Origin of the sequence: Flavobacterium sp. FlaQc-49, from assembly GCF_044005985.1 — a bacterium.
Taxonomy (GTDB): Bacteria; Bacteroidota; Bacteroidia; order Flavobacteriales; family Flavobacteriaceae; genus Flavobacterium; species Flavobacterium cupriresistens.
The window spans coordinates 347265-365791 of sequence record NZ_JBIPCS010000001.1 but is presented as its reverse complement, the minus strand read 5'-3'; the positions used below and the strand labels follow the sequence as shown (position 1 = coordinate 365791).

General features: G+C 36.8%; 14 protein-coding genes. 3 read left to right on the top strand and 11 right to left on the bottom strand.

Annotated features, from left to right (window positions below):
* Positions 1–24: 24 nt before the first annotated feature.
* From ACHRV3_RS01545 to ACHRV3_RS01525, 5 genes are all read right to left on the bottom strand, one after another.
* Positions 25–1515 carry a hypothetical protein gene (locus tag ACHRV3_RS01545; protein WP_047777491.1) on the bottom strand — a complete coding sequence of 497 codons (1491 nt, stop codon included), beginning with the start codon at positions 1513–1515 and terminating at the stop codon, positions 25–27.
* Between the two features lie 5 nt (positions 1516–1520).
* Positions 1521–4994, bottom strand: coding sequence for a hypothetical protein (locus tag ACHRV3_RS01540; RefSeq protein WP_395434265.1), 3474 nt, complete (start codon positions 4992–4994; stop codon positions 1521–1523).
* Positions 4995–5187: 193 nt separating this feature from the next.
* Positions 5188–5580 carry a hypothetical protein gene (locus tag ACHRV3_RS01535; protein WP_395434264.1) on the bottom strand — a complete coding sequence of 131 codons (393 nt, stop codon included), beginning with the start codon at positions 5578–5580 and terminating at the stop codon, positions 5188–5190.
* 118 nt (positions 5581–5698) lie between these two features.
* On the bottom strand, positions 5699–6082 hold the full coding sequence (locus ACHRV3_RS01530) for a hypothetical protein (RefSeq protein ID WP_395434263.1): 384 nt from the start codon (positions 6080–6082) through the stop codon (positions 5699–5701).
* Positions 6083–6257: 175 nt separating this feature from the next.
* Positions 6258–6587 carry a hypothetical protein gene (locus ACHRV3_RS01525; protein WP_047777496.1) on the bottom strand — a complete coding sequence of 110 codons (330 nt, stop codon included), beginning with the start codon at positions 6585–6587 and terminating at the stop codon, positions 6258–6260.
* 336 nt (positions 6588–6923) lie between these two features.
* Between ACHRV3_RS01525 and ACHRV3_RS01520 the strand changes: the two genes are divergently transcribed.
* From ACHRV3_RS01520 to ACHRV3_RS01510, 3 genes are all read left to right on the top strand, one after another.
* Entirely contained in the window at positions 6924–8300 is a 1377-nt protein-coding gene (locus ACHRV3_RS01520; protein ID WP_395434262.1) for a phosphatidylinositol-specific phospholipase C domain-containing protein, read from the top strand.
* A 154-nt stretch (positions 8301–8454) separates the two neighbouring features.
* A complete protein-coding gene (locus tag ACHRV3_RS01515; protein WP_395434261.1) occupies positions 8455–9264 on the top strand; it encodes a PhzF family phenazine biosynthesis protein in 810 nt (269 codons plus the stop codon).
* A gap of 713 nt (positions 9265–9977) precedes the next feature.
* A complete protein-coding gene (locus ACHRV3_RS01510) occupies positions 9978–11438 on the top strand; it encodes an FAD-dependent oxidoreductase (protein WP_395434260.1) in 1461 nt (486 codons plus the stop codon).
* 492 nt (positions 11439–11930) lie between these two features.
* On the opposite strand, the gene ACHRV3_RS01505 is transcribed toward ACHRV3_RS01510, so the two are convergent.
* From ACHRV3_RS01505 to ACHRV3_RS01480, 6 genes are all read right to left on the bottom strand, one after another.
* The gene (locus tag ACHRV3_RS01505) at positions 11931–14144 is read right to left on the bottom strand and encodes a TonB-dependent receptor (protein ID WP_395434259.1); all 2214 of its coding nucleotides are present in this window, start codon (positions 14142–14144) and stop codon (positions 11931–11933) included.
* A gap of 10 nt (positions 14145–14154) precedes the next feature.
* Positions 14155–15450: a hypothetical protein gene (locus ACHRV3_RS01500; protein ID WP_395434258.1), complete on the bottom strand. Its 1296-nt coding sequence runs from the start codon at positions 15448–15450 to the stop codon at positions 14155–14157.
* Between the two features lie 72 nt (positions 15451–15522).
* A complete protein-coding gene (locus ACHRV3_RS01495; RefSeq protein WP_047777506.1) occupies positions 15523–16077 on the bottom strand; it encodes a DUF4331 family protein in 555 nt (184 codons plus the stop codon).
* Between the two features lie 37 nt (positions 16078–16114).
* Positions 16115–16771, bottom strand: a complete 657-nt coding sequence (locus ACHRV3_RS01490) for a DUF4331 family protein (RefSeq protein WP_395425615.1) — start codon at positions 16769–16771, stop codon at positions 16115–16117.
* Positions 16772–17754: 983 nt separating this feature from the next.
* Positions 17755–18276, bottom strand: coding sequence for a 4'-phosphopantetheinyl transferase superfamily protein (locus ACHRV3_RS01485; protein WP_395434256.1), 522 nt, complete (start codon positions 18274–18276; stop codon positions 17755–17757).
* Positions 18273–18527 carry an acyl carrier protein gene (locus ACHRV3_RS01480; RefSeq protein WP_047777601.1) on the bottom strand — a complete coding sequence of 85 codons (255 nt, stop codon included), beginning with the start codon at positions 18525–18527 and terminating at the stop codon, positions 18273–18275. The genes ACHRV3_RS01485 and ACHRV3_RS01480 overlap by 4 nt, the downstream gene beginning before the upstream one ends.

The window sequence follows — 18527 nt, the reverse complement described above, 5'->3', positions numbered from 1 at the left end:
CGTACAGATTAATCTTTACACTTGTTAGTTATTGGTATTTATAAAAACAAACAAACTCAACAATAATTTATCATTCAGTTCATCATGGTAAAATTGCTGCGTTCTAAAAAAATACTGCGAATATTCGTTTTGAGCATCTTTTGTTTGTATGGTAAAATCTCCCATTTTAACCGGAGATGATGGATCATCATTTTGTGGCCATGATTGAGGTCTTTCCTGCATTGAATTGGCAATAGCCTGAATTGCTTTAGCGTCAGGGTCGGTTTCTACAGCGCTTAATGGTAAGGTTGGGTATACAACTCCAGCGCCGGCTTTAGCTAAATAATAATAAGGGTTGGCAAAGTTAATAGCGAGGTTGGCTGTGTTTTTTCCCTCAAATACAAAAGGTATATTAGAAGCATACATCATTTGATTAAATACCGGAGGAGGCAAACCAGGTAAGCTGACAACCAGAACTTGTCCATCTTGAAGCTCATCAATGGCTTTTACCAGAGCGTTATTTGCTAGTGAAGTAATTGTTTTTGCGTTGCGAGGAACGTTATAGTCTTTAAGAAATGCCAGTAGTTTTGGATTGGTAAAGGGACCACCATCAGTATCTATACCTAAAAAGTAATTCTTTAAATCATTATAACTGTCATCAGTAACATTGGCAAGTACAAGCAATACAGCTCGGGTTTTGAGAGTACCTGTACCGTTTTTTTGCACGTATAACATTGAAAGTGCCAAATTAAAAAGAAGACTGGCGGCTGTCGTGGGTAATGTAGTGAGACCATTATAAGCATCACTCATCCCGTAAGCACTACACAGGTTTATATTTTTGTATTTAGGACTTTGATTGGTTGCAAGTGAATAGATATAATTAGCCTGTTCCGACCTAATGGCTAGCTTTGGATTATCCATGTATAAGTCCCATTGCTGATCCGTTAATGTCGGATCACTCATGTAAAAGCCCCTATCTCCAAAACGAGGACCAATAGCCTGTACATCTTCTAAGGGCAATGTAGTGCTACCTCGCAGGATGCTGTTGTTATAAACCGCTTTCCCCCATTGGAAAGGTTGTAGTACAATAAAACAATTGGTAAGATACTTTGTAGACAAATTGGCCCCATCATCATACCCTCCGGTGATACCAAAATCTATTTGGTTGGCGGGTTTGTAAGTGGATGTAGGTTGAAATGATATAGTAGCCCCACCAATTTTTATGGGCTTGGGTACCTCTGTGCCTATTAAAACAATTTCAGGCAAAAGTAGGGCGAGTTTTTGTATCGTAGGTAAATCTGCAGCACCATCATCGTAAATACAGACCATTTCTTTACTAAAGCCGTAGCCAATTAAACGCAACATGATATTTACAGTCGAAACCTGATGACCAAATCCATTCGTATTGGTTACATAAGTACGAATTTCATTTTGAGCTTCAAAAAAAGCCGCAAGATTTTCTTTGTTTATTCCGGAGATTAGTTCCTGGTGTGAATTTGCGACACTAAGAACTTTGGCAGCTAATGTTTCAAACATATACTTTAATTTTTTACATATGATCCGTACCAGCCCAAACTCTCAGGTTTTGCATTGGCAGCTGGATTGCCAAATAGCATAAAACAAATGTTCCCTCCCGGAGGAAAGGATAAACTGAACAATTCTAAAGCAATATTATTTATTTTCATCAGATAGGCAGTCTCTGTAGTACCCGTTGCTTTTTGTAACAGTATAGAACCAATATTTAATTTTAATACGCCTTGTAAACTAAAGGAAGGAGCTTGCGGATTTACACCCGGTAATTTTACTCCTGCCCATGCACCATCTGCACCAACACACCAAGCCATCATAAAAGTAGAGGTAAACCCGGCCGAACTTGCCAATGACCCAAGTGTTCCCATATTAAGGTTAAACACCAAAGCAAACCATTGACCACTTACACTTTGCTGTTGTTGCAAAGAAGGTATAGCTACATTAAGATATCCTTGAGAAGTTGGACTGTTGGTCGCATCTCCATTGGTAATACCGGACAATTGCAAAGGGAAATGGGAATACAAACTGTCTTTTCGTGGCGTACTTTGCCCCACATCAAATGCCATCTGACTAATGTCAAATACAAATGTTTTTGTAGTAGGAGTTTCCAACTGAAAGGTCAGATCTACATACATATTGGAGTAGGATAATCCTCTGAAATTATTTACTGTACTGTCCGGTTCGGATCCAAATGAAAACAAATCAAAACCCGACAGATCGTTAAAATTGATAAATCCCCAAAAAGAGAATTTAGCATTAACCGTAGTACTGGTTTCATCGTTTTGAGGAACTACCGTGACAAAGGCAGATTTTATAATTTCTACCTCTGTAATGATGTTGTTGTTTACCGGATTCAGAAGATTATCAGCTGTATTGGTAAAGGTGTAAGAAGGTACACCATTGCTGTTTTCGTAGGTTCCGGTAAGTATAATGAGATTGGCTCTGTTGGCGGCGTCAATTTTTTCTCCGAACAATTTATTAACGGTTAAAGCCAAATAACTGTTGTAATTGTATATTTTACTATTCGTAAAGACTATTTTTAATTGTAAAACCACAAAGTCATAATCAATAGCACCATTTATAGGCGCTTTTCCTTTGTAAACTATCGGATCTGATCCAAAACCTTCAAATGTCGGATCTTCATAATCGATCAGGGCAAACATCGAACTGGAATGTTTCATGGCTACCACGCCAGCCTCGTTGTTTACGATACTGATATCAATTCCAAAATGATGGGCATAAAATTTATCTAAATCAATACCTGCCAACAACCCCTGTAATTCTTTAGGGAAATCCTGTACACTGATGTCAACGCCAAGTGAAATTACACCTTGCCAATTGGGATCTGTGGCTATTTTGTAAAAGTTATAGTAGTCATTATCGTGTTGTACGGTGTATTTATCCATCCCGTTTTGTATGTATTGTTGTAACCACATACTAAGGTTGGGCAGTCCGTTACTGCTTGTATCGTTAAAGGTGTCCGGTGAGTTCCATCCCTGAATATTCTGAACTTTGTCGGTTAGTTTTCCATTGCAGAATTTAAAAATGATGACGTTTTTATACTTCCCATTGGTTGGTTCTTTAGGTACATTTAAGATAAAAGGCCATTCGGTAATTTCCATTTCATTACTAAAATTATCCAGCACATAAGTACCGTCACTCAGTTTTTCATTATAAGAAATGACAAGAAACAACTGATTCGATTGTAAAGCGGTTTGGAGTACGGAACTTGGCGGAGTAAACTGTAAATCAAATATTTTTGAAAGCACCCCTTTTGAGGTTAAAAATTGATTACTGGCCAGTTGCAAAGTGTTCCATTTTCCGGTTGCAGGGTCTACATTAACATAAAATCCTTGCGGACTGGTAGAGGATATACCGTCGTTAGTTGCTCTGGAATTTAATAATCTGGCTGATGCAGGAGGGATATTTTGCGTACTCATTGCATTGGCAATAATAGCTTTTCTGGTAGGGTTAAGGATCTGTTTTTCAAACAATGAAAAATCAACTTTCCCCGATGGCGTTGCCGTTGCGACCCCATAAGGTACCAAAGGAAAAAATATAGTAGCCGCTGCGTCCGACAATACGCCAGACCCCGTGGTAAGATGGCTAAACAAAGGGGAATGAGAATCTTTATCCGGTGCGAATAACGGTGATCCCTGAGGTTGTGCATGATATACTACCGGTATATTTTCTGTATTAGCCAATACAACACCATTCCATGCTGTTATATATTTGTTAGCGAGCCATTCCTGAGTGGTATTGCTGCCAACCACATTTTGAGTAGTCTGAATAGGGAACTGGGGTGCAAATGCATTTTGGTTGGTCTGGTAGAAAAGCCAGTCCCCGGTACCTGTAATTACATTATTAATATCAATAAACTGTGGCGTAAAACTAACGGTTTCTGTAGAACCCAGTCCACACATTAATTGTACCTGTTTGTTGGTGTCTATATTTTTCTGATATGATATGTCGAGCGTAAGTGATAAGCCTCCCTGAGGAACCATATACCAAACCGCATTTGGATCGTCTGGAGTTTGTTCACTAAATACTAACAGCGAACTGTTTGCTGTCGGATAGTTTAGAGAAGTATCGTGATTTATAAAATTAAAATAAGGGATTAAAGTTAAGGGATAACCAAAATTAGTCAGATAATAGGAGGGCAGTATGGTAATTGTTTTTAGTTGGGTATGCGTATTATAGGTTTGTCCTAAAAAAGCAAAATAGGTGTTTACTCCGGTTTTGTTTAATAAGTCGCAAGGATAGATACTGCCTTGCATGGTTACTAAGTCGTTCAAATTCCCATCTAGTAAAAGAGAATAAGTAACTCTCGTCAAGAGGCCATTGTTGGCATTATTATTAAAGCTGTATTGGTTGCTGAGATTAAAATTTCTAAAATCAGAGGAGGAATATAAACCATAGGTAAACCTGATGCGTCCTTGTCCAACTCCTGTTAATGGAATTTCGATAGTGCCCATAATCTCACTTTTAGAAGAGGGGGTATTAGGTAGGAAAGTATAATTATCACCGGATATGGTCATACTGTTATTGGTCGTATCCAAAGTCAGCGCAACACTGTTATTACTTATGAATAGGGTAGCATAATTATTTCCAAAATTATAATTAAGTCCCGTTAGAACAGTATAGTTTCCATTGGTGCCTCCTGTCAAAATCAGTTGAGTTGTATTGCTGGCAGTTAATGCTGTATTAGGATTTTCAAACCAAACAACCGATGCCGACTGATACGTTTGCAACGGACCAAGAAAGGTATATACATTACCTACAAACGTTGTAATGTCAATAGTTGGCGCATTCAAAGAAAATAAAAAATAACCATTGTAAGCGGACAGTTCGTCCAGGCCTATTGTGCCACTTTCGGGTCCTGTCACTCCTTTTGCCAAAAGATAAGCGAACCAATTAGTGTCCTTTGCAGCCAGATACAACGAAGTGTTGCCTGACGAAGTATTTGTGAATTGTAAGGTTGCCATAAATTCTACTTAGTAAGGTTAATGTTAAATTCCAAAAAATGGAAATTCCAAATTCCAAAAAATCTAAATTCTAAAAAACGAAAACTCCAAATTCCAAATTGCAGAATCTTCAATCTAAAATCTTCAATCTAAAATCTTCAATCTAAAATCTACAATCTAAAATCTACAATCTAAAATCTACAATCTACAATCTCTACTCATAAACATACCAGCCTACTAAATCACCTTTAAAAGGAAAGCTGGTGTTGTTGGCTTTAGCGGTGTAGGTCAGATCTGCTTTGAGGGTCGAAAGTGATGGTGAAAAATTCAGAAAAATGCTGAGACTTCCGCTAGTGGTGCTTTCTCCGGATTTTAAATCGAATTGGTAAATAGGATCAGTCGCAGTTAAAGAATGTATGCCTACCAAAACGGTAGCTAAATATAAAGTACAGACTACAACAGTACCTTTTGAATCGATGGAGTACTCTATGGCCAAGTCACCAAAATAGCGCTCTCCGGAAGTTCCACATTCGACAATAGGCGGCGTTATTTCCTGCAAGGGTACCGTAGTGAGATCCTGAGCAAATGTCGCTATAGGAAATGCCATAAACGCACTTATAAGCAGCACTTTTATTAACGTATTTATATTACAAGCTCGATTTCTGAATACTGTTTTTGATTTCATAACTCTATTTTGTCCCAGGGAATTACCGTGGTGTTTTTAATTAAGACCAGGCAGCAATTACTTTATCAAAAGAAATTCGATTATTATTCTGCAGATCTGAGACAAATCCGTGACAGGTAACTTGACCTGTATCTAGTGCGAATTGCGCTCTGAAAGTGATTAGCTCTATGTTAATTTTTAGTGATCCCACTACAAATTTTATATCTACGGCTTTTGACTGAACAGGTGAAAGCGTGACAGATCCTAGTGCTCCGACTGGAGGATCAGATGCTTTTAAGGAGGAGCCAGGTACGGAGTTCATTGCGCCTAATGAGGAAGAAAAAGTGGTAACAGATACTTCCATTCCATTTTCAATAGAAACGACAGTGGTTGATTTAATGTTATTCGTTAACATTATCTCTTGAGTATAAGGATAGGTTGCCATAATTTTGAGGAGTGATTTGAGGAAGTTTCCTGGGGTAATGTCAATATAGGAAGTATTGGGGCATACTTATAAATAGTACTTTTAATAGGTTATTTATAGGTTAAAATTAGATTTTTATATGCTGTTCTTGGACTTTCTAAATCTTTTATCCCAGGAAATTACCCTGATATTTTAATTAAGACCAAGTAGCAATTTGTTTAGCAAAAGCAGTCTCGTTATTACCGTCTTGATCAGTTGCACGTCCGCTACAAGTAACCTGACCGCTGTCAAGTCCGAATTGTGCTCTAAAGCTAATAAGGTCTATTTGTAGTTTTTGTGCTCCTGCTTTAAACTCAACATTTGTAGCTGTTGGCTGTACAGGCGAAAGAGTGATTTTACCTAAATCTCCTGCTGGTGAAGTAAAAGTAGTAACAGATACTTGCATTCCTGATACAATAGATACTACAGTTGTTGCTTTGATGCTGTTAACTAACAGTGCATCCTGCGAATAAGGATAAGTTGCCATAATGAATTCGTTTGTTTGTTTTTCCTACTCATAAGGCTTTTCGGAATCCGCCTCGTTTTTTTAAGTGGGTTCTGACTCCACTGCTTTAAATTGTTGTACAATATTATGAAAAATCCGACTTTTGGTATCGAGTAGAAATACTTGTTTTTGAAGATATTGCGTAAATTTATGCCGTAATGTCCTATTTGTTATAAATGTTTGATTTTCTGAAAAATTTGTTTTTTTTGAATGTCAAAAGCACAAATACAAGTAGAAATACGGATATCCGCGCAGAGAAATTCCTTTAATTTTGCTTCTCTGAAAACCGAATAAAGCTTCATATAAAACCAACCAGCTATGACGGATTTTAATAAAAAATGGATGAGATACATTCCGGATCATAAAAAATTGAATGATCTTACCATTCCCGGAACTCATGACAGCGGAACATATCCGGCTTATGCTTCTAGTTTTTTAACCAAATGCCAGTCGATGACGATCACAGAGCAATTAAATACCGGAATTCGGTTTCTAGATATGCGCTTAAAATCAAAAAAAGTGGGGAGATATGATGGAAGTTTGTGGGTATGGCATGGTATCGCAGATATGGATCTCAGTTTTACAGATACAGTACTGAGAGATTGTAAGGAGTTTTTAGCTAAGAATCCCAGCGAAACCATTTTTATGTCTGTGAAAATAGAAGAAAAAAAGCCCTCCAGTGATACAATCAAAAATTTTTATAAGGATCTCACACAGCATAATATTCCTAAATATCCCTTTTTATTTTATACCGGTACCAAAATCCCAAAGTTATATGAAACGCGAGGTAAGATTGTTTTAATCCGTCGATTTGGACTTGCAGGTAATCCGGATATTGGTTTAAATCTTTATGATAATTGGCCGGAGGATGGTAGCAAAAAGTTCGAAAACAATGGCATTTCGTACTACGTACAAGACCGATTTGATAATTGGAAAGAAAATGTTCAACGCAAGTTCGATAATTTTGTTCAACCAACAATGGAGTTGGCAGCACCCGGCTCAGATACTATTTATATCAATTTTTCAAGCGGTACCAGTGGCAATATTTTTTATTCTAAGTACTCACCAAGCGGAATAGCGAGTATTGTTAATCCGCTTATTACAAATTATTTACACGACAAGCAAAAAACAAGATTTGGTATTATGGCAATGGACTTTCCTAATTCGATTCTTGGTAACGATTTGATTAACAGACTTGTTTCGTGCAATCCATTTGATTTCATTCCCGGAAATTATCCAAGACATAATGACGTTATTGAACTTCGGACAAGGTTGAGTCTTAATAAATGTGTAGATGTGAGAGGGAATGTTAGTACAAATGGTACACCAATTATTGTTCACGATTCTAATGATCAGCCCAACCAACATTGGAGATTGATAGATACCGGTGAAGGTGACGGATTCTTTTATCTGAAAGCAGAGAATACGTCAAATTCAGTTTTAGATGTCAGCGGTATCAGTCACGAAGCGGGTGCTGCCGTTATACTTCATGAAAAAAACGGAGGAGACAACCAAAGATGGAAATTCCTTAAATTTGATGATAGTCCATACTATATCATAATTCCAAAACATGCACAATACAACAAAGCGCTGGCAATCACTTCGGATAGTGTTGACAATGGTTCCGCTGTTGTTATTCTAACCATGTCTAACTCACTATGGTTGGAACAGTGGTCTGTAATTCGGATTAGTTAATACCGAAGAATTAAATTTCTTTTCTATTTTAGCGAACTATAGCTACTGCTGTAAATACCGCTTAGTTTTATGGTATTTAGTGTTTTTTGAAGTAATTTATCAATTTCGCAGCAGTTTTACGGGGATCCGAAACATAAAAATAGAAAGATTTATAATGAAAGTATTTATAATTGACGCCTTCACAGACCAAGCGTTTAAAGGCAATCCTGCAGGAGTTTGTTTGGTAGAAAAGGAGATTAGTACGGCAACAATGCAAGCTATTGCCAGCGAACTCAATTTATCGGAAACCGCATTTCTGAGAAGATCCGAAACTAGCGATACAGAATATTCAATACAATATTTTACTCCAACCGTTGCGATCGATTTTTGCGGACACGCTACACTGGCAGCTGCGAAATTGGTTTTACACCATTTAAACAAACCCTTTGTAAATTTCACCACATTTCACAATCTAAAAGTACATGCCGGTAGCGAAGGTGAAAATATAAAAATGAAATTTCCCTTGTACGATGCCATCGACTATACTCCAAATAAAGAACTATATGAGGCGTTTGGTATTGACAATCCGATTGCAACAAAGTTTGCAAAAGAGTTAGACATGTTAATCATTGAAGTTTCAGACAAAACAACCTTAGAGAGCATTACTCCCGATTTTGCAAAGGCAATCCAATCTTCAGATGTTATAAAAGAAGTCGTGGTAACGGCAAAATCAGAAGATGTTGATTATGACTTCTATTCCAGATGTTTTTGTCCCTGGATCGGTATCAACGAAGATCCGGTTACGGGTGCTTCTCATTCTGTTTTGGCTAAATATTGGAGTCAAATTTTAGGAAAAACAGAAATGCGAGCCTATCAGACTTCAAAAAGAGGAGGCTTTATGCAACTAAAAATTAGTAGCAACACTGAACTTGAAGTAATCAGCAATGCCAAAATAATAGTGGAAGGAAAGATAAATATAGACTAGAAAAAGGAAAGTTGTAAAGTCTCACGCAGATTTAGCAGATTAAACCAAAAAATCCGCACAACCTGCAGAATCTGCGTGAAAAAACATGTCAGCTTAATAACATTTCGCTTTAGTCCAAAGTCACTAAGTAAAAGATTATCAAAAAAAGTCTCACGCAGATTTTAGCAGATTGAAAAAAAATCCGCACAATCTGCAGAATCTGCGTGAAAAAACATGTCAACTTAATAACATTGCGTTCTAGCCCAAAGTCACTAAGTAAAGGATTACCAAAAGAAGTCCCACACAAATTTTAGCGTAATGAAATAAAAAAAACCCGTAAAACCCGCTTAATCCGCAGAATCCGCGTGCAAAAACATCCTAACTTAATAACATTGCGCTTTAGTCCAAAGTCACTAAGTAAAGGATTATCAAAAAAAGTACCACACAGATTTTAGCGTAATGAAATAAAAAAAATCCGTAGAACCCGCTTAATCCGCAGAATCCGCGTGCAAAAACATCCTAACTTAATAACATTCAGTTTTGGTGTATTCTCATTAAGTGAGGAATTATCAAAAGGTTTCAGGTGTTTGTTGCCGATAACCTAAAGGATTAAAATAGGGCAGCACAAGATTATGAAGCCAAAAGATTATATTTGCGCTCTTTTTAAAAAGAATTAGTTAATATATCGACTAAGTTTTTTATTATCGAAGAAAGTCATGATCAAGTGAACCAAAATGGAAGTGAAAAAAGTGGAAGATGTAAAAGGAAACTGGACTAGTTGTCAGGAATGTCAGGGACGTGGCAAAAAAAGCCAAAGACTCAGTAAAAAAGTGCGACTTCGCTACCAGTCAGAACTAGATCTTTTTGAAAAATCAAATGGCGGGGGGACAGCTCCGGTACGTCCTAAAGCCCATTTGGTCCTTTGTTTAAAGTGTAACGGCTCGGGATTAGTTCGCTCTCCTGAGCCTCCAATAGTCGATACCGAAAACTACCCGCATGTTGCAATTATTGGTGGCGGCATCGGTGGAGTAGCTTTGGCAGTAGCTTGTTTGCACCGCGGAATTCCATTCACTCTTTTTGAACGTGACAACAGTTTCGATGAGCGCTCTCAAGGTTACGGACTCACTTTGCAACAAGCCAGTAAAGCAATCGAAGGATTAGGTATTTTTTCTTTAGAGGAGGGAGTCATTTCTACCAGACATGTGGTGCATACTACAGCAGGAAAAGTGATCGGAGAGTGGGGCATACGAAAGTGGTTGCAGACCGAAGAAAATACGTTTACAAAACGTACCAATGTGCATATCGCCAGGCAATCTTTACGCTTAGCCCTGTTAGAGCAACTCGGCGGACCGGACAAGGTACAATGGGGACATCAGCTTTTCGATTTTAAGCAAGCTGATGGCGAAGTAACTCTAAACTTTCAAGTTGACGGCCAAATCAAAAATGTTAAAGCAGATCTTGTTGTTGGAGCAGATGGCATTCGTAGCTCAGTACGAAAGATACTTATTGGGGAAGATAGCAGCCCTTTGCGTTACCTGGGCTGTATTGTAATATTGGGTATTTGTCCTTTGGAAGCTCTTGAAGATCTCAATAGTTCTTTATTAGATTCCGCTACTGTATTTCAAACCGCAAATGGCAATGAACGAATTTATATGATGCCTTATGCGTCAGACTCAGTGATGTGGCAGCTTAGTTTTCCAATGTCCGAAGAAGAGGCGAAGGAGCTAAGTGCTCAGGGACCTCAAGCTCTTAAAGAAGAAGCATGTCGCAGAACGCAATGGCACAGTCCAATACCTCAAATTTTATTGGCAACTAAAGCAGCACAAATTTCCGGTTATCCTGTATATGATCGCGAATTGCTCGACTCCGAAACGTTGGCTAAAGCCGGACAAGTAACATTAATTGGTGACGCAGCTCATCCAATGAGTCCATTTAAAGGGCAAGGTGCGAATCAAGCTTTATTGGATGCACTTAGTCTGGCGAGAGGGATTACAAGAGGTTGCAGACCTTTATCTCAATGGCGAAAAGCAGGAGTGAGAGAAAGTGTCCTTACAGAGTTCGAAGCCGAAATGTTAGAACGTAGTGCTACCAAAGTAAAAGATTCAGCCGATGCGGCACAATTCCTGCACTCCGAAATTGTACTTCATGAAGGTGATGAGCCAAGAGGAAGGTGTCTAAAAAAAAGTGATTCTTAAAGCCCGAGTTTAAAAACTGTTTTTTTTTAATTAATTGAGTGGCTAGTTATTTTTAGGTTTGAAATTAGACTACCTATAGCTCGTTTCTGAATTATAATAATCTAAATTTCTAGCGAAAATTAAAATATTTACAAAAGTATCCTTTTGAATAACCTCCTGATTCAGCTGGAGGAGTACAAGTAGTTCAAGATTTAATGGCTTTAGCCGAATTATACCCCGGTTCTTTCGGCTAAAGCCTGTGCTTCACCTCTTAATCATTTACTTCCAGCTGAAGCACAATGTCATTAAGTTAAGAGCTTTTTCACGCAGATTTTGCAGATTTTGCGGATTTTTTTATTTGATTCTGCTAAGATCTGCGTGAGACTTTTTTTAAAGCAATTCTTAAATTTAATGACATTGAGCTGAAGGACGAGGTAAATCAATCCTTTTGTGCTTTCGTTAAATAGGATCAACTAATTAGTAACCAGTAACTTGAATTGATTTAAAGTAAAGTTAGAAGGCATAGGTAATTTTTGTTTTCAAAAAGAAGGGAGTTCCCGGAGTAAAGTGGATTTCTTCTACACTTTCCGGCTCATTTTGCAATCTGGATTCAGTGGCAAACTGAGTTTCATTCCATGCTGAATTAAACAAATTCTCTATTGAAATACCAAACGTTATTTTTTTATGCGTATAACTCACATTGGCATCGGCAATGAAATATCCTTTGGCTACGATCGAATTGTCTTCATTTGCAGGTCGGCTGTCTAAGTAACGGTATCGGATGCCTCCCGAAAAACCATTCCATTTCTGAAAGCTAATTCCACCCGTTGTAGTAAAATCAGGCGCTAACGGAATATAATTTTCTCCTTTAGGATCATCAATACTTCTTGCATGTGTGTAGTTGGCATCGAAATCAAAAAACAGGTAATCTGTCAATTGGTATCGAATGCCTAAATCACCACCAAAACGTTGCGTTTTTCCACTAGGCTCAATAACGCCTGCGTCACCCACATACACAAACTCTTGCTGTAAGTATAAATACCAAAGCGCCGAGTTGATAATTAATCTAGGGAAAGGCTTCCAAATAGTACCCAAATCACCCCCAATTGCAGTTGGTAAGATCTCTTTTCCGCTATTTTGTACCACTACACGAGCATCATTGGAGTGAAAACCCATTCCGGTTTTTAAGTAGAATTGCAAATTGTTGTTTTGAGAATAAATGAAATTTAGTTTAGGAGAAATTTTAGCCTTATTTTCGGTTTGTGTCTTATAGGCAGGAGCTAATTTATCCTGATAATTGAATTTGAAATAATCAATACGAAGTGCCGGATTTACAATCAATTTCCCGAAATGCAATTCCGTATTCAAGTAGGCAAACAAGTTGGATTGATCAATATCTCCCAATTTAATTTGATTTAAAACAGTACTTCTGTTTAACGTATGTGAAAGTTCTGTATCTGTAGTGGCATCAGCACGAACCCCAACACCAATTTGATATAAAACATCGAAAGTATCGAAATCTTCTTTTTTGTTCAACTCGGCATTAATACCATATATAGAGCGATTTTCTTTTTGTTTTATTTGATCCCCATTTACAGGATCTTCGAGAAAAAAAGTAAAATTGGAGTACAATTCAAAGTTATAAACGCTATAGAAAGCATTGGTTTTAATGAAAGTATTTTGGTCAATTGGTTTACTAAAGGAGGCATTAAAATTTGTTCTTGAAGTTTTACCACCTTCCGTATCGTCAACAGATCCAAATCTGGAGATTAGACCAGCATCGACTAAACGTTGCGGAATTTGCCCCGAGGCATCCCATTTGCTTGCAAAATGAGAAGCCAAAATAGAGAAGGAGCTGTTGTTTTCTAAAATTGCCGAATATTTCCCCAATAAGTTTATACGATTAAAATTTTGAGGTGAATCAAAAGGACCATCTGTCAGTATATATTCTGTGGCAATATAGGCACTTTGTCTTTTCTGTTTGCCAAGAAGATCGAACAAACCTACAGTTCTAAAAGTATTAAATTGTCCTATTTCGAGACCAATAGCACTATTATCAAGTTTGTCTTTTGTTTTAAAATCGACATAACCTGCAGTATCAAAATCTCCTTTGTTGGCATAATACGTTCCTTTTCCAAAATCAATTTTGTCAACTGTTTCCGGAATTACAAAGTGCAAGTCGGCATAACCTTGCCCGTGAGCATGTGAGACCATATTTACAGGCATTCCGTCTACAGAAATGGCAATATCCGTACCGTGATCGATATCAAAACCTCTTAAAAAAAGCTGCTCCGCTTTTCCTCCACCGGCATGTTGCCCAATAAATAAACCCGGAACTTTGCGCAATATTTCCTGTGAAGAATTTACAGGAGTAGTCTCTAAATCTATTTTTGATATTACATTCATAGCCGATAGTTTTGGCTGAATTACCACCTCTGATAATTGAAAACTATCTTCTTCCAGCGCAACCAAAATAGCTTCATTAGTCACTGTATAGCTGTTTTTTTTGTACCCCAATGCACTAATTTTTAAAACATTCCCAATAGCCGTTTTTTCTATGCTAAAAACACCCAATTCGTTGGTATGCGAATGACTTTCGGTGGTAGTATTAAAGACATAGGCGTTCTCTATCGGGTTTCCAAACAGGTCCGTTATTTTACCATTTATGGTTTGGGCATGAGAATACAAGCCAGTTATGGCGATTAAAGCAAGCAGAAATTTTTTCATTGGGATTTTTTTACAATTGTGCAATTTTACTTTCCATATTAGGCCCTAATTCGTAAGTGCTTTTAAGAAGCTCTTCTTTTATTGGCTTAATTTTTTGAGCAAAATTATTAGCTTTATAGATTGTAGCCAAATGATATTGGACTCTAGGTTCAAAAGATTTTCCAACCACATGATTTTGTGCAATTTCGAGAGCCTTTTTTGCATCACCTGTATTGTAATAAGACCAAGCCAATAAATCATAAGAATCAGGTGTTGGACGATGATTGACTTCTATTTTTGCAATTTCAAGTGCTTTTGAAGCGGTCTCTTTTTTATCTGCAAATAATAAAACATTGTATTTATTATACATAGCACCATAATCGTGCGTTTGCAACATTGTCAGATAAGCTTTTGTGTTTTTATTTTCTTCGGCTGTATTTCCTTCGAATTGTGCGATTTGAGCTTTTAGTAAATAAAAATCGGGAGTGTTATGTTTTTGGGTAATGGAAGCTATTATTCTTTTAGCTTCAACTGTGTTTTTTTCGTGTGAAAAAGCAATCCATGCAATTCCTTTTAGTGCATAGGAATAATTAGGATCTAACTCTAAGGTCTTCAAGTAGCTGTTGTAGGAGTCCTGAATACGTCCTGCATGACCGTAGAAATCACCTAAGTTGGAGTAGGACCAGATTCGTAGAGTCTTATTATCTTCTTTTTCTGCAATTGTTCTGGCCTTTTCCATAAATTGAATGGCAGTAGGTAAATCACCATTATGGTCATTCCATTTGGCAATGCGTATTAGATAATCATAGTCGTTAAGGTCTTTAATGGCATCCAGATTACTTAAGGCTTCTTTATAGTTACCCAATTCCATTTGAACATCAAAAAGTAATTTTTGAGTTTCTTTTTTGCCTTCGCCAATTGCAAAAGCAGTATTAGCCAAGGTTAATGCTTCTTTAAAACGATGCTGTGCAATATAATTTCTGGCCAAAGAGCGCAATGTTCCAACTCTACCATAATGAGTTGCCAGATTGGACGCTTCCAGAAGTGATTCTGTTTTATACAGATTTTCAATTTTTCCTGTGTATTCAAAAAGTACCGCATAATTAGAGGCAATTAGACTTAAATATGGGCTTTGATTTGGTGCTTCATCAAACTTATTTTGCCAAAAAGTAATTTCTTTATGCGCTAAATCAAGGGATTTATTATCATTTAAATGTAAATATTTTTCATAATCAGTTGCGTTTGTGATTTGATTATCGGATTTGCCAGTACAACTTGTTAGTAGTACTACGCATAACAATGACAGAATTTTACTAAGAGTTTTCATAATTGTTTGATTGTTTGTTGATGAAGATAAAAATAGAGCAGGCCGTTGTAAGCTGCTCTATTTTTGATTTTTTTACCAGGCAGCAGCCAAATAAGGAAATGAAGTGCTAAATGCCACATCATTTGCATCTACGTGATCTGATGTTAATTGTGGATTTGAAGCTCCGGTAGACCCACCAAATATCAGTAACAGTTCTACATCAATAACATCATCAGCCAAAGCTCTTCCCGTTAAAACGTTTGTTCCGTCAAAAAAGGTTGTTTTTTTAGTAGTCGAAACATTTAAAACATCTGTAGCCAAAAGTCCGGTAAACGCTGCAGCAGTTTGCCCCAAAGCATTTGTGCTGTAAGCGGGATTAAGCGCTAGTAATCTCGATTGAAAAATAGACTGATACTTACTTCCCATAGCTGATGGAATAGCAGCATTAAAATCATCTTTAGGCTGTCCCGATGCAATAAAAACAGTGTTTATAGCAGGTCTCGCCATTTGATCTTGTTGAACAAAAGTCCCGGAAAAGTCAATACTGGCCGGTTGTTCACTATTGTCATCATTATTATTGTCACAATTTGCAGAAAGTAAGGCTACTGAAATCGCTAACGTTATCATTTTTAGTGTATTTGTTTTCATAATATTATTTTTTAATATTTTTAGTAGTACTTATTTCTTATTGTTTTTTCTTAGTTTCAGACCAAATATTCAAAGTTCCTGTTCCACCCAATTTCGCTTTCGGTACTTCGACTACAAGTGCCAAAACATTCGTTCCTGCAAAAGTATCTCTTCCCGGATTGTTAAATCCTGTAGCAGTTCCACCTAAAATAGCCTGAAATTGACCTAAGTCAAAGAAAAACGGATCGTCTCTTGGTCCCGCAAAAAATTTCATTCCATTTATAGAATATGTTATTGGTGTAGCTTTGTAAGCAGAAATAGCAACTTGTCCGGAACTTTGACTTACATCAATACTACTTTTTGTACCAGTTGCAGATGGTTTATAAGGTCCGAAGAAATACATCGTGTTTCCACGCTTTATGGCTTGAATAACCAAATCTTCAACATAGTCTCCATTGTTGTCAATATTGATTTCGATCATCACATTTTCATTAAAAGCGGCATCTGCTGTTTTATTAGGAGATAACAACCCTTGTGTATTGACAACAAATACCAAATTGTTCGTATCCTGTCCTTGAAAAGTGAATACATCGGTAATATCTGATGCAGCACCAGTTACCGAAGGCGCATCTATATGATCCGCAGCAATTAGGACCAATCCTGAAATTGTTAAGAGCCCAAGCCCAAATCCTAGTATTAATTTTGATTTTTTCATTTTGGTATAATTTAAAAGTTATATAAGTATCTACGCAATTCTTTTTTTTCTGGTTTCAAAAGAGTTAATAAAAACACAAATAAAAAGATAAGTATCTTTTAATCAGTGTTTTAATTTTAGTTTAAAAAAGGATTGCCATTTATTTCCAAGGTATACTTAGACCATAGTTTTTACTATAGTCACGTTATAAATTGAAAGTGATAAGGATGGTATTTTAGCAAGAAACTTCAAGCACAGTGGCAGTGGCAGAGGTAATGATTTTGGAAATAGAGGGCAAAAGCTAAATTTCGTGCTTGAATTTTGTTTTTGACAATAGCACTATCGCTTTGTTATTCTGCACAATTTCCATAGACTGATTTTAATACAGGTTCTATTTTTTACAATTTCAGCTTCTTTAGTTGCTTCAAAAAATAAAAATTCCTGTTTAGGTATGAACTATTTCAAAAATTTAATCAGTTTTAACAATGTATTAATGGGGCTTAATTCCAAATTAAGATTTTAAGAATATACATTGTTTGAAAAAGTCAAGAGGATTAGTAATGCCAGCATTAAGGGTAAAATTGCGTTTTTCATAATTTTTTGTTTTAAGCGATGGATCCAAAAAAATTATACTCATTAAAGTTTGCAATTGGCTGAAATAGTACAGTTCTAAGTTAGATAAAGTTTAGTCTTAAAAATCACGTAGTTTTGCCTGTTTTTAGTTTATTATTTCGGATCCTGTTTTTTCCAAATGAATATGCTAATTGTTACAGTTACTAAATTCCATCTTTTATTATCTAGTAGAAGTAGCTTTGTCAATATATTGGTATACTAACGCGTTTGGTAAGCTCCATCGACGGCAGTAACGGTTTTATGTACTTCAGCTTCAGAAGTTTTAAATAAGAGATTTAAAAAGAGGGGAGTCGTTTTTTTGAAATAGAATAGAAAACGATAAGCTATTTTGCCGATACACTATTTATGAGCATCAAAAACTATGGTAGTACTCAAAGTGTATAATTTTGCATTGGCATTAGAATCACGACTTTTTCGAAACCGCCATGATGACTGATAGAAACTGGTTGAATTGGATTGCCTTTATCAGTGATTAGGTGGGGTATACCAAAGGCATCTTTCTTAATTTCTTTGTTTTCAGCTTCAAATATATTAGCGAAATCACTTTGACGGGTAACAGCAATGCTATGGATATTATCTTCTGTTATAACGGTTTTGGTGTAATAAATAGAATCCATACAAGATACCTGGCCCAAAATGAAATGATCATTTCGAACTGTTATTTTACAAACTAACTTTTGGGGGATATATGCCCGTATTTTGGTTTGTCGGTTGTAGATTTTATAAGCAGCCTCTTTCATGCTCCAAAGCAGCCACACCATGATTTCCGGTGTTGCAGCAGTGGAGATAAGCTGTTGTTCTTCAGAAGTGAAAATTTTATCTAAATAGCCCTTCCGTTGCCAGTTGCTTTCAATGCGTGATTGTGGAAGGTTTACCACATCATTACCAATCATTTTGCGGCAAGTTTAGTAGCTATAATCTCGACTGTCGCTTTTACATTAAGCATGCGCTCCATATCGGTATTGTCAATAATTAAACCAAAATTTTCTTCGATATCCAGTATGATATCTACGAGATTGGCCGAATTAATATTGAGATCCGTGATAAAATCAGTGTTCTCATTAAGGGTCTCATAAGCGTCCGCATTGGTGGTGTACGGCTTTACAATTACTTTCAGCTGGGCAATAATTTCTTCTTTTGTCAT